A 12,237-nucleotide genomic window follows, 5' to 3' on the forward strand; every position below is an offset into this window, starting at 1 on the left:
GTGACCGGCGGGCAGGAGCGCGGCACGGCCGACGACGGGTTCAGCACGGCGGATCTGACCGTGGTCGGGCGGATCAGCACCGCCTCCAATGTCACGCTGGTCTGTGATGTCGCCGACGGTCCCCGGGTGGTGTACAAACCGGTGCGTGGCGAGCGTCCGCTGTGGGATTTCCCGGACGGCACCCTGGCCGGGCGCGAGGTGGCGTCGTATCTGATCTCCGACGCGCTGGGGTGGGGCGTCATCCCGGAGACCATCCTGCGCGAGGGCCCCTACGGGCCGGGGATGGTGCAGCGCTGGGTGGAGTCGGTCGACAATCACACCGAGCGCGGCGATCGGCTCGATCTGGTGGATCTGTGCCCGGCCGGGGCGGTGCCGGAGGGTTTCCGCGAAATCCTGCGCGCCCAGGACGATCTGGGCAACGAGGTCTCGCTGATCCACGCCGACGACCCGCGGTTGCAGCGGATGGCGGTGCTCGATGTGCTGCTCAACAACGCCGACCGCAAGGGCGGGCACGCGCTCGAGGGCACCGACGGGCAGATCTACGGCGTCGACCACGGCATCTGCCTGCACACCGAGCACAAGCTGCGCACCGTGCTGTGGGGGTGGGCCGGTCAGCCGATCGACGAGGAACTGGTCGGCGACATCGAGAAATTCGTGAAGGCGCTGCCCGGCGAGATCGCCGAGCGGCTCGCGCCGCACCTCACCGAGGCCGAAATCGAGGCGCTCGGGCACCGGGCGAAGGAGCTGGTGGCCCAGCCGGTGATGCCGGTGCCGCGCACCTCGCGCCCGATTCCCTGGCCCGCGTTCTAGGCCTGATCCAGCAGGGGCCGGACCTGTTCGCCGGCGAATCGAACGAAGGCGATCGGGTCCGGCTCGTCGGCCGCGGGTTCGAGGATGACGGTGTCCGCCCCGGCCTCGGCCCAGCGCAGGACCGCGTCGGCGATCGCGGCGGCATCGCCCGCGACACCCGCTTCGGGCCGATGTGGGGTGCCGTTGGCTTGCTGAGCGGCGGCGAGCCGGGCGGGCGCGTCCGGGCCGGTCACGGTGAGCAGGTTCGCGATCACGCGGACCGGGCCGGTGCGCCCGGCGGCGACGTGGCCCGCCGTCACCTGCGCGCGGGCCGCGCGCAGGTCGTCGGGGGTGGTGCTCGACGTCAGAATGGTGGCGTCGGCCAGGGCGCCGGACAGATGCAGCGTCTTGGGGCCGGTCGCGGCGGCCACCAGCGGCGGCACGGGTGTCGGCGGCCACTCCAGCGCCACTTCGTCGAGCCGCACGTACCGGCCCGCGACGCTGACCTTCTCGCCGTTCAGCAGGCCGCGCAGCGCGATCAGCTGCTCCCGCAGCAGGGTCAGCGGCGAGTCGACCCGCGCGCCGATCTGCCCCATCCAGTCCTGCACGCCGTGCCCGAAGCCGGGCAGCACCCGGCCGGGATACATGCGGGCCAGGGCGGCGATCTCCATGGCGGTCAGGGCCACGTTGCGCAGGGGGACCGGCATCACGCCGATGCCGACGCGCACCCGTTCGGTCCGCGCCAGGATCGTGGCCGCGCTCACCGCGCTGCCGCTGAAGAAGCAGTCCTCCCAGACCCACACCTCGTCGAGCCCGCTGTCCTCGGCGGCCGCGGCCACCTCGGCCACTCGTTCCGGCGGGACCTGCGGCAGACACACAGCACCTAGGACAGTCACGCCGCCAACGTATCTCGCGAGCCGGTGTCCGCGCATCCGCTTTCGCCGGCCCGGGCGCGCACAGGATCTCCACAATTGGTGCGACGCCCGCGCACACGCGCTCGATAAGGTGCGCACATGGAACACAGCAGCACCGGGCACACGGCCCGCCGGATCCTGGTGGTCGACGACGAGGTGACCATCGCCGAATCCGTCGCGGTCCGGCTGCGCGCGGAGGGTTTCCTCGTCGAGATGGCCCACGACGGCCCGGCCGCGGTGGCCGCGGTGCAGGCGCGGGTCCCGGATCTGGTCGTGCTCGATGTGATGCTGCCGGGCTTCGACGGCCTGGAGGTGTGCCGGCGCATCCAGTCCGGGCGCGCGCTGCCGGTACTCATGCTCACCGCGCGCACCGACGAGACCGACCAGCTCATCGGGTTGGGCGTCGGCGCGGACGACTATCTGACCAAGCCGTTCTCGCTGCGGGTGCTCACCGCTCGCGTGCACGCGCTGCTGCGCCGCATGGAACGTACCGCCGATCGCGACGGCGCGACCATCGTCGTCGGCGATCTGCGCATCGATCTGGATGAGCGCCGGGTCTGGCGCGGTGAACGCGAAGCCCAGCTCACGCCACTGGAATTCGAGCTGCTGGCGCGGCTGGCGCGCCGGCCCCGGGTGGTGCTCGCGCGCGAACGGCTGCTGGAGGAGGTGTGGGACTGGGCCGACGCGGCCGGGACCCGGGCCGTGGACAGTCACATCAAGGCGCTGCGCCGCAAGCTCGGCGCGGATCTGATCCGCACCGTGCACGGGGTGGGCTATGCGCTGGAGGGGCGGTCGTGAGGGTGCGCCGCGGGCGGCGGGTGGGCGGGTGAGCGTGCGCGATCGGCTGCTGCGCCTGTCGGATTGGATCGCCGAGGTGCTGCCGCGGCCGCTGGATCCGGTGCGCTCGATCAAGCTGAAGCTGGCGATCCTGATGCTGGTCTCGGGCGGGGTGGCGTTCGGGTTCTTCCGGTTCCAGATCGGGTGGCTGCCGCCGCGCACCACCTTGACCGCGGTCGTCATCGCGTTGCTGACCTCCCAGATCCTCGCGCACGGGATCACCCGGCCGCTGCGGGAGATGACGGCGGCGGCGCAGCGGATGGCGCACGGGGATTACACCCGCCGGGTGCGGGCCACTTCCCGCGACGAGGTCGGGCAGCTGGCGGCGGCGTTCAATCAGATGGCCGCCGATCTGGCCGCCGCCGATCAGCAGCGCCGCGACCTCATCGCCAATGTCTCGCACGAATTGCGCACGCCGATCACCGCGTTGAACGCCGTGCTGGAAAACCTGGTCGACGGTGTCTCCGAACCGGATCCGGCCACGCTGCGCACCGCGCTGGCGCAGACCGAACGCCTCGGCCTGCTGGTCTCGGAGCTGCTGGACCTGTCCAGCATCGAAGCGGGTGCGTTCCCGCTCGATCGCGAAGACCTCGCGCTCGCGCCCCTGCTCGAGGACGTGGTCGCCGAGGCGGAGGTGATGACGGCGGTGCTCGGGCGCGGCGTCACCTTCCGCACCGACGTCCTGCCGAGCACTGCGCGCATAGTTGCAGACGGTGCACGTTTGCATCAGGTGTTACTCAACCTGCTCGACAACGCCGCCCGCCACGGCCCCGCGGGCGGTGAGGTCCGCGTGCACGCCCGGGCCGAATCCGGCACGGTCGTCATCGATGTCGTCGACGACGGCCCCGGAATTCCCAGCGCCGAACGCGCCCGGGTCTTCGACCGTTTCACCCGCGGCGGCCGCACCGCCGGCGGCGGCACCGGCCTCGGCCTGGCCATCGCCCGCTGGATCGTCGAACTCCACGACGGCACCATCGCCGTCGCCGATCCCGGGTCCCGCATCCGGATCACCCTGCCCGCGCCATGAGAACATCACGGCAGACGGTTTTCGATCGGGAGGCTGGACATGGAGATCGCCGAGCACTCGGTGGACGAGTTCCTCGCCGGGCACCCGGACGCGGCGGCGTTGACGACGCTGGACCAGGTCATCGTCGAGGCCGCGCCGCACCTGTCCCGGCGACTGTGGACCGGCGCGTTCTGGGGCGGCACCGAGCAGCGAATCATCGGGTACGGCGATATCGAACAACCGCGCCCGCGCGGGAAATCCGTGCGCTGGTTCCTGCTCGGGCTCGCCCGGCAGAAGAACTACCTCAGCCTCTACGTCAACGCGGTCGAGGACGGGCGCTACCTGGCGCAGGACTACGGTCCGCGCCTGGGGAGGACGAAGCTGGGTTCGGCGAGTGTTTCCTTCCGCGCCGTGGGCGATATCGACCTCGCGGTGCTGCGCGAGCTCGTCGAGCATTCCGCGCGCACGATCGCCTGAATCCCCGGGCGGCGCAACGAGTTGCGGGGCATTCGCCCGGCGTCGCGAGACCGGCTACTGTCTAGAGCCCAGGGTTCCTTCGAAACAGTGAGCGCCAGTGATGATGAAGTCTTTTGCCGCCGGTCTACTCGTCGCCGCCACGAGCGCGGTGCTGATCGCCGTTCCCGCGGGGTCGGCGGCCGCCACATCGCCCACGTGCGACAAGGCGATTCAGTTGATCAACGCCGCTGTCGACATGAGCGGCGGAAATCTCGACGCCGCGACTCGCGAGGCGCTGTCCGGCCGGCTGTCGGCGCTGGCGGCGCTCACCAGCGGTGAGGAAAGCGCGGTGATCGCGGGCTACGCGAACGCGTTGATCGACGACAGCGTCACCGATCTCGATCCGGCGACCAACGAGCTCAACCGCGTCTGCGCCTGAGCCACCCCGAGATCGCCCCGCCGGAGCCGCTCCGGCGGGGCGATCTCGGTTCTCACACCGGAACCGTCTCCTGATCGGCGGGCTTGCGGCCGTGGGTCGCGTACAGCGTCAGCCCGACGAAGGTCAGGCCGCCCACGAGATTGCCCAGCACCGTCGGGATCTCGTTCCACAGCAGGTAGTCGCCGACGGAGAAGTCGCCGCCGAGCAGCAGGCCGGACGGAAACAGGAACATGTTGACGATGGAATGCTCGAAGCCCATGTAGAAGAACAGCATGATCGGCATCCACATCGCGATCACCTTGCCCGACACCGAGGTCGACATCATCGCCGCGACCACCCCGGTCGACACCATCCAGTTGCACAGCACCGCCCGGATGAACAGGGTCAGCATGCCCGAGGCGCCGAACTCCGCGTAGCCGAGGGTCCGGGACTCGCCGATCACGCCGAGTCGCTGGCCCACCTCGTTCGGGTCGACGGCGAATCCCGTGGTCACGATGATCGCGATCATGACCGCCACGGTGAACGCGCCGGCGAAGTTGCCGAGGAACACCAGGCCCCAATTGCGCAGCATGGCCCGCAGATTCACACCCGGTCGCTTGTCGATCCAGGCCAGCGGCACCAGGGTGAACACGCCGGTGAGCAGATCGAAGCCCAGCAGATACAGCATGCAGAACCCGACCGGGAACAGCACCGCCCCGAGCAGCGGCTCGCCGGTCTGCACGGTGATGGTGACGGCGAACGCGGCCGCGAGCGCCAGGATCGCCCCGGCCATGTAGGCGCGGATCACGGTGTCGCGGGTGGACATCAGCGCCTTGCTCTGACCGGCGTCCACCATCTGGGTCACGAACTCCGCGGGTTTCAGATACGACATGGGCAGCCCTTCGGTCGGTGCGGGAACATGCCGATTCTGGGCGGGTGTTGTTGCTCGGCCATGACCGCGCCGGGGTCGCGATTGTTTCGCGAACCTCACCGCGCGGGCGGAAGTTCCAGGTCGCGACGCGTGCCGTGAACAGTATGTTTCCGATAGCGGTATACCGCTGTGGCTGTGGCAGGGTGGCGAAGTTCGCTACCGACACAGGAGTTTTCGATGACACCGATCATGAGCAAGTCGCAGGCCGCCGCCCTCGTGGACGCCGCACGCGTGCGCGGCGGCCGGACGTGGGCGGAGCTGGCGGCGGCCATCGACGCGCCCCTGGTGTGGGCCACCGCGGCCCTGCTGGGGCGCCACCCGCTCACCGCCGAACAGGCCGCGACGATCTGCGCACTGCTCGACCTCGACGACACCGTCGCCGAGGCGCTGCGCCAGCAGCCCGCGCGGACCGCCGACCCGGCGATCATGACCGACCCGACCGTCTACCGGTTCGTCGAAGCCGTCAACGTCTACGGTCCCGCGCTCAAGGCGCTCATCCACGAAGAATTCGGCGACGGCATCATGAGCGCCATCAACTTCACCGTCGACATCAGCCGGCGCCCCGACCCCGACGGCGACCGGGTCGTGGTCACCTTCGACGGCAAGTTCCTCGACTACCGCTGGTGATCAGTCCTGACCATCCGCGTGCCGCAGCGCGTCGATGATCGCGAGGGTCGGTGCGCGCCCGGCCTCGGTGTGATCGAGCATCGCGTACTCGGCCAGACGTTCGTCGCCGGAGACGATGGCGTCGATCAGGTGCTGGTGTTGGTCGAGCCGAGCCGCGACGGCGCGCTGGGTGGTGAGAACGAACAGCCAGGCCATCCGCGCCAGGATAGTGCGCATCAGCTGGGTGAGCAGACTGTTGCCCGACAGTTCGACGATCTCCCGGTGCAGCGCCGCGTTCGCCTCGGCGATGTGCAAGCAATCGTGGGTGGCCAAGGCGGCATGTGACTCGTGGAGCGCGTCGTGCAGTGCGCCGGTGTCCGCGCCGCGCCGGACCCGCGCCGCCGCGAGCCGCGCCGCCAGCGGCTCCAAGCCGATTCGGACGTCGAAGAGCTCCTCGACCGCGGTGCGGTCCCATGAGCGGACCACCGCGCTGCGCCGGGGGCGTGCGCTCACGATGCCGTCGAATTCCAGCAGTGCCAGTGCTTCTCGGACCGGCAGCCGGGAGGTGCCGAGTTGCTCGGCGAGCCGGGCCTCGGGCAGTTTCTGTCCTTCCTGGTAGACGCCGGTGATGATGCCGCGGCGTAGGTCGTCGTAGATCCGGCGCGTCTGGGACGTGTCGTCGACTGCTGGCGACGACCGGGATTCTCGGGACATCCGGTCAGTCTACGAAGCTCTCAGGCCTTGCGCCTGAGTGCATTCAGTCGACCGAATTCGCCAGAGGCGATTCGCATCACAATCGGTTGCGCTGGTCTCAGCGCGCGCATCTGGTCGTTGATCGGTCTCTCTTACTGAGGGTTTCGCGAGAAATATACGAATTGCGTCACCAGGTGGAAACGCTGGGAAAACCGCTGAGATATCAATCGGTCCGATTCTGTATACCGAATCTGCTCCAACTGTCAGTGAGGTTCGAAGCTTGACCGCCTATCTGCTGCGCCGCCTGGCCCAGGCGGTGATCACCGTTTTCGTCGTCATCACGCTGGCCTTCGTCCTGGGCCGGCTCACCGGGAGCCCGGCCGCCTCGCTTCTACCGGATACCGCCAGTGCGGCCGACATCGCCGCACTGAACGCGCAACTCGGCTTCGACAAGCCGCCGCTGGATCAATATTTCGACTACCTGGGCGGCTTGCTCGGCGGGAACTTCGGCGACTCCTACCGTCAGCAGGGCACCTCGTCGATGGCCATCGTTTTCGAAAGACTGCCCGCGACAGTGCAATTGGGCGCCGTCGGCTTCGCGCTCGGCGTGGCACTGGCGTTCTGTGCGGTGCTCGCGGTGCATCTGAGCGGGTTCTGGTCGCTGCGGGGAATCCTGCTCGGCCTCGGGGCCGCACGGCTGGCGGTGCCGGACTTCCTCTTCGGATTGCTGCTGGTGCTGGTGTTCTCGGTCTCGCTGGGCTGGCTGCCCTCACTGGCGGGTGCGGATCCGCTCTCGATCGTGATGCCGGCGGTCACCATCGCCACCGCCCAGTTCGTCGTCTACTCCCGGCTGCTCGACAACGCGCTGAGCACCGAGAGTGGCCAGGACTACGTGCGCACCGCCTACGCCCGGGGTGAGCGGCGCGCGACGGTGTTGCTGCGCGAGGTGTTGCCCAACGCACTGCTGCCCGTGCTCACCGTCTCCGGCATCCATCTGGGCACGCTGCTGGGCGGGCTGGTGATCGTGGAAGCGGTGTTCGCCTGGCCCGGGCTCGGGCAGCTGATGCTCACCTCGGTGTTCAGCCGCGACTTCCCGGTCGTGCAGTCCGGGCTGGTCGTGATCGCCACGATTTTCGTCGTCGTGAATCTCTGCGTCGACATCCTGTACGGCTTCGTCGATCCGAGAGCGAGAGTCCGATGATCCCCGCCCCGCGCGATGTCCTCGCGCTCCTCGGTACCGCGATGATCCTCGTGGTCGCGCTGTTCGCCTTGGTTTATCCGCTCCTGCCCGGCTACGACCCGTACGCCCAGGAATTGAGCCAGGCGTTCACGCGGCCGTTCACGACCGGTCACTACCCGCTGGGCACCGACTCGCTCGGGCGGGACCTGGCCAGCCGGCTGGCGCTGGCGGGCCGGATCACCCTGCTGCTCGTCGTGATCATCGTCGGCGTGAACGCGGCCATCGGCGTAGTGATCGGGACCGTTTCCGGGTACTTCCGGGGTCCGCTCGACAGCGTGCTCATGGGATACGCCGATGTGCAATTGGCGGTGCCGATGAGCCTGGTCATCATGGCGCTCTCGGCGCTGCGCGGTCCGAGCGTGGGGTTGATGGCCACCATCCTCGGCGTCACCTTCTGGGTCGGCTATGCCCGCGTCGCCCGTGCGGTCGCGCTCGGGCTCTCGGTTCGCGACTTCGTCATCGCGCCACGCCTGCTCGGCGCGGGCGCGCCGTGGGTGCTGCGCAAGCACGTCGTCCCGCACGTGGTCGTGCCGGTCGGAATCCTGGCCGCCGCCGATCTCGGCAACGTGATCATCTTGATCTCGTCGTTCGACTACCTCGGTCTCGGGGTACAACCGCCGACGCCCAGCTGGGGACTCATGATCACCGATGGCCAGAAGTACATCCGGCAGGCCCCCTACCTGACGATCGTGCCTGCGGTCGCGCTGCTGCTGGTGATCGCGGGAACACTGCTGGTCGGTCAGCGGTTCACCGACCGAGCCGTGGGTTTGCGCCGGGCCGTGCGCCGCCCGAAGCCGGGCCTCGGCAAGGCGGTAGCGGCATGACTGAAACACCCTTGCTCGAGGTGAGCGACCTGAGCGTCGGATACGTCGGCGCGGACGGCGCGCGCGTCGTGCTCGTCGACGGCGTCAGTTTGCGGCTGGCCGCGGGTGAAGTGCTGTGCCTGGTCGGGGAATCCGGATCCGGCAAGTCGGTGACCATGCTCGCCGTGCTCGGATTGCTTCCGGAGCCGTTGACGATCTTCTCCGGCAGCATCCGCTTCCGGGGTCGCGAACTCGTCGGCGCCGCCGACGAGACCCTGCGGCGGCTGCGCGGCGCCGAACTGGGCATGGTCTTCCAGGATCCGATGACCTCGCTGAACCCGGTGCGGCGGGTCGGTGTCCAGATCGAGCGCGCGCTGGCGATCCATCAGCGGCTGGACGCTCGCACCCGACGACGTCGCGTGATCGATCTGCTCGACAGCGTGGGCATCCCGCAGCCCGCGCGGCGGGCCCGGGCCTACCCGCACGAGTGGTCGGGAGGTATGCGACAGCGGGCCGTGATCGCGATGGCGATGGCCAACGATCCGGCCGTGCTGATCGCCGACGAACCCACCACGGCCCTGGATGTGACCGTGCAGGCCCAGCTGATGGCGGTGCTGGCCGCGGCTCGCGCGCGCAGCGGCGCCGCGATGGTGCTGATCACCCACGATCTCGGGCTGGTGGCTCAGCATGCCGACCGAGTGCTGATCATGTATGCGGGTCGGGTCGTGGAGTCGGGCACTGTGTGGCAGATCTTCGACGACGCCACCCATCCGTATACCCGTGGGCTGCACCGGAGTCTGCTCGGCGACACCGTCGTCGGCGGCCGCGCCTATGCCATTCCGGGTGCGCCGCCGATGCCGGCGGCGCGACCCGCGGGCTGCGCGTTCGCGCCGCGTTGCGCTTTCGAGGGCAAGGACGACAGTTGCGCGTCAGGTGTGCCGGTCCCGGTCGAATTCGGGACCGGGCGGACCCTGGCCTGCCCACCCGCTCTGGACAATTTGTCGAGTAGACAGGACGCCCGATGAGTACGACGGCCCACGACGAGGTCATTCGGGTCGACGGATTGGCCGTGACCTTCCGCCAGCGCCGTGGCCTGCGACCTGCTCGTCCGATTCGGGCGCTGGACGGAGTGAGTTTCGGAGTACGCCGTGGCGAAACCTTCGGGTTGGTCGGCGAGTCCGGCGGCGGGAAATCGACGCTGGTGCGCACCCTGTTCGGCATCAACACACCCAGCGCCGGAACCGTGCGGATCCTCGGACAGGACATGCGGACGATGCCGGCGCGGGAGCGACGGGCCCTGCGCAATCGGGTGCAGCTGGTCTTCCAGGATCCCTACTCCGCGCTGGATCCACGCATGACGGCGCACGAGATCGTCGCCGAACCCTTGCGCATCACCGGCGGTTATTCCCGCGACCGCGTCGTGGAGTTGCTCGCCCAGGTCGGCCTCACCCCGGACACGCTGGAGCGCCGGCCCGCGGCGTTCTCCGGCGGGCAACGCCAGCGCTTGGGGATCGCCCGGGCGCTCGCGCTGGACCCGGAGGTGCTGGTGCTGGACGAGCCCGTCTCCGCACTGGACGCCTCGGTGCAGGCGCAGGTGATCAACCTGCTGCAAGATCTGCAGGAGCGGCTCGGATTGTCGTATCTCTTCATCGCGCACGACCTTTCGGTGGTGCGCCACGTCGCCGATCGCGTCGCGGTCATGCATCTGGGCAAGCTGGTCGAGATCGGGGCCACCGAACAGATCTTCACCCGCCCTCGCCACCCGTACACCCGCGCGCTCATCGCCTCCGCGCCACAGCCCGACCCGCATCTGCGGGACCGGCGAACCGCGCCGCTGATTCGCGGTGAGATGCCCGACGCCGCCGACCCGCCGAGCGGATGCTCCTTCCGGACACGTTGTCCGGACGCGAAACCCCTCTGCGCGCAACAGGAGCCGGCGCTCGATCCGATCGGGTCGAGCGAACGCCTTGTGGCCTGCCATTTCCCTGTATCCCCTGATTTCGCACTACCGATTCGAGGAACCCAGTGAAAATCATGATGCCCACCATGGTGGCGGTGCTCGCCGCCGCGCTACTCCTGACCGGCTGCGCGCCGGCGGGCAGTTCGAACAGCTCGACCCGGGAGCTCGTGGTCGGCGCGGTCACCGAACCCGAGAAGGTACCCGACCCGATCATGGATGGATCCCTGGCCGGGTACAACTACTACTTCGCCGCGTTCGACCAGCTTGCCCGATTCGACGCCGCGGGCAAGATCGACCCGCTGCTGGCGACGCGCTGGGAGCCCAACGGCGATTTCACCCGGTGGACCTTCACCATTCGCGAGGATGCGAAGTTCCACAACGGTGAGCCGGTGCGGGCTTCGGACGTCGCCTTCACCTACAACACGATCAAAGCGAACCCGACCGGCGACCCGGCCTCGTACATGGAGATGTTCGAGTCGGCCGCCGTCACAGCCCCGAACACCGTTGTCTTCACCCTGAACGCCGCGTACTCGGCCTGGCCCACCATCGTTACCGGGGTCTCGATCGTGCCCGAATCGGTCTATACGAAACTCGGCTCGGCCGGATTCGCGGCGGCTCCGGTCGGCTCCGGACCCTTCGTCTTCGACCACTACACCCGGGGCGTGGAATATGTGTTGAAGCGCAATCCGAACTACTGGGGAACACCGGCCGAGATCGAGAAGGTCACTTTCAAAACAGTGGCCGACGCCGACGCGCGTCTGAACGGCGTGCAGTCCGGCAGCCTGGACATCGCCTTGATCGCACCGAATCAGGTGTCGGCGGTGTCCGGTTCGGCGAACGTGGCGGTGCAGTCCATGCCGTCGAACGGAGTCACCTTCCTCGGCATGAATTCCTCGACCGGGCCGCTCGCGAATCAGAAGCTGCGCGAAGCGATCGGGCTGGCCATCGATCGCGAAGCGATCGTGCGGACCGTGCTGGCCGGGAAGGCGAAGGTCGACAACCAGCTGGTGGCCGCCAACGTGGGCGGCTTCGACCCGAACTACCCCGCGGCGCGGCATGATCCGGCCCGCGCCCGGCAACTCGTCGCCGAATCCGGCTACACCGGCCAGCCCATTCCGTTCCAGTACGCGACGAACGGCCGCATCCCGCTGAGTTCGGAGATCGCCCAGGCCATCCAGGGCGATCTGGCGAAGGCCGGTGTCACCATCACACTCCAGGGCACCGACCAGGCCAGCCTCTCGCAGATCATCTACGGCAAGAAGGCGGTGGCGGGGCTGTATTTGAACACCTACGCGCCCTCGACCATGGACGGCGACGCGCCGGTGTCGTCCATGTTCGGCGGCCAGCAGAACGACTACGCCATGCTGCCGGCGACCAAGGCCCTGGTCGCCAAGACCCGCACCGTCAGCGGGCAGGCCCGGATCGACGCCTACAGCGAGCTGTTCCGGCTCAACGACGCTCAGGCGCTCATCATCGGTCTCTACACCCCCGACACCAGCTACGCCGTGGATCCGGCACTGACGTGGACGCCGCGTGCCGACGGCATGATCACCGTGCAGTCCGCCCATTTCGGAAAGGACTGAC

Annotated in this window: 14 protein-coding genes; 11 read left to right on the plus strand and 3 right to left on the minus strand. The window is 68.8% G+C overall.

The features are described 5' to 3' along the window. Positions 1-810, plus strand: a complete 810-nt coding sequence (locus AB0I43_RS02825; protein ID WP_356972737.1) for an SCO1664 family protein — start codon at positions 1-3, stop codon at positions 808-810. On the opposite strand, the gene AB0I43_RS02830 is transcribed toward AB0I43_RS02825, so the two are convergent. Then, positions 807-1,685, minus strand: coding sequence for an LLM class flavin-dependent oxidoreductase (locus AB0I43_RS02830; RefSeq protein WP_356972738.1), 879 nt, complete (start codon positions 1,683-1,685; stop codon positions 807-809). The genes AB0I43_RS02825 and AB0I43_RS02830 overlap by 4 nt on opposite strands. A gap of 117 nt (positions 1,686-1,802) precedes the next feature. On the opposite strand from AB0I43_RS02830, the gene AB0I43_RS02835 reads away from it, so the two are divergent. The 4 genes from AB0I43_RS02835 (at position 1,803) to AB0I43_RS02850 (ending at position 4,441) form a co-directional block, all read left to right on the plus strand. After that, the gene (locus AB0I43_RS02835; RefSeq protein ID WP_356972739.1) at positions 1,803-2,501 is read left to right on the plus strand and encodes a response regulator transcription factor; all 699 of its coding nucleotides are present in this window, start codon (positions 1,803-1,805) and stop codon (positions 2,499-2,501) included. 28 nt (positions 2,502-2,529) lie between these two features. Then, positions 2,530-3,567 (plus strand): ATP-binding protein, encoded by a 1,038-nt coding sequence (locus tag AB0I43_RS02840; protein ID WP_356972741.1) that lies wholly within the window; start codon positions 2,530-2,532, stop codon positions 3,565-3,567. Between the two features lie 39 nt (positions 3,568-3,606). Next, complete coding sequence (locus tag AB0I43_RS02845) at positions 3,607-4,023, plus strand: DUF1801 domain-containing protein (protein ID WP_356972743.1); 417 nt, start codon at positions 3,607-3,609, stop codon at positions 4,021-4,023. Positions 4,024-4,123: 100 nt separating this feature from the next. Next, positions 4,124-4,441 carry a hypothetical protein gene (locus AB0I43_RS02850; protein ID WP_356972744.1) on the plus strand — a complete coding sequence of 106 codons (318 nt, stop codon included), beginning with the start codon at positions 4,124-4,126 and terminating at the stop codon, positions 4,439-4,441. 52 nt (positions 4,442-4,493) lie between these two features. Here AB0I43_RS02850 and AB0I43_RS02855 read toward each other — a convergent pair whose 3' ends face one another. Beyond that, a complete protein-coding gene (locus AB0I43_RS02855; protein ID WP_356972745.1) occupies positions 4,494-5,312 on the minus strand; it encodes a formate/nitrite transporter family protein in 819 nt (272 codons plus the stop codon). Between the two features lie 216 nt (positions 5,313-5,528). On the opposite strand from AB0I43_RS02855, the gene cynS reads away from it, so the two are divergent. Next, on the plus strand, positions 5,529-5,978 hold the full coding sequence (gene cynS, locus AB0I43_RS02860) for a cyanase (protein WP_356972746.1): 450 nt from the start codon (positions 5,529-5,531) through the stop codon (positions 5,976-5,978). Here cynS and AB0I43_RS02865 read toward each other — a convergent pair whose 3' ends face one another. Beyond that, positions 5,979-6,671, minus strand: coding sequence for a GntR family transcriptional regulator (locus AB0I43_RS02865; protein ID WP_356972747.1), 693 nt, complete (start codon positions 6,669-6,671; stop codon positions 5,979-5,981). It lies immediately after the preceding gene. A 259-nt stretch (positions 6,672-6,930) separates the two neighbouring features. Here AB0I43_RS02865 and AB0I43_RS02870 point away from each other — a divergent pair, with 259 nt between their 5' ends. From AB0I43_RS02870 to AB0I43_RS02890, 5 genes are read left to right on the plus strand one after another with little or no spacing between them, the layout of a single operon-like run. Next, positions 6,931-7,851 carry an ABC transporter permease gene (locus AB0I43_RS02870; protein WP_356972749.1) on the plus strand — a complete coding sequence of 307 codons (921 nt, stop codon included), beginning with the start codon at positions 6,931-6,933 and terminating at the stop codon, positions 7,849-7,851. Next, a complete protein-coding gene (locus AB0I43_RS02875) occupies positions 7,848-8,714 on the plus strand; it encodes an ABC transporter permease (protein ID WP_356972750.1) in 867 nt (288 codons plus the stop codon). The genes AB0I43_RS02870 and AB0I43_RS02875 overlap by 4 nt, the downstream gene beginning before the upstream one ends. Further along, the gene (locus AB0I43_RS02880) at positions 8,711-9,718 is read left to right on the plus strand and encodes an ABC transporter ATP-binding protein (protein ID WP_356972752.1); all 1,008 of its coding nucleotides are present in this window, start codon (positions 8,711-8,713) and stop codon (positions 9,716-9,718) included. The genes AB0I43_RS02875 and AB0I43_RS02880 overlap by 4 nt, the downstream gene beginning before the upstream one ends. Continuing rightward, positions 9,715-10,722 carry an oligopeptide/dipeptide ABC transporter ATP-binding protein gene (locus AB0I43_RS02885; protein WP_356972754.1) on the plus strand — a complete coding sequence of 336 codons (1,008 nt, stop codon included), beginning with the start codon at positions 9,715-9,717 and terminating at the stop codon, positions 10,720-10,722. Before AB0I43_RS02880 ends, AB0I43_RS02885 begins: the two co-directional genes overlap by 4 nt. A 5-nt stretch (positions 10,723-10,727) precedes the next feature. Further along, positions 10,728-12,236 carry an ABC transporter substrate-binding protein gene (locus tag AB0I43_RS02890; protein WP_357431170.1) on the plus strand — a complete coding sequence of 503 codons (1,509 nt, stop codon included), beginning with the start codon at positions 10,728-10,730 and terminating at the stop codon, positions 12,234-12,236. The last annotated feature ends 1 nt before the right edge of the window (position 12,237 follow it).

The organism is Nocardia sp. NPDC050435, assembly GCF_040655395.1.
GTDB lineage: Bacteria > Actinomycetota > Actinomycetes > Mycobacteriales > Mycobacteriaceae > Nocardia.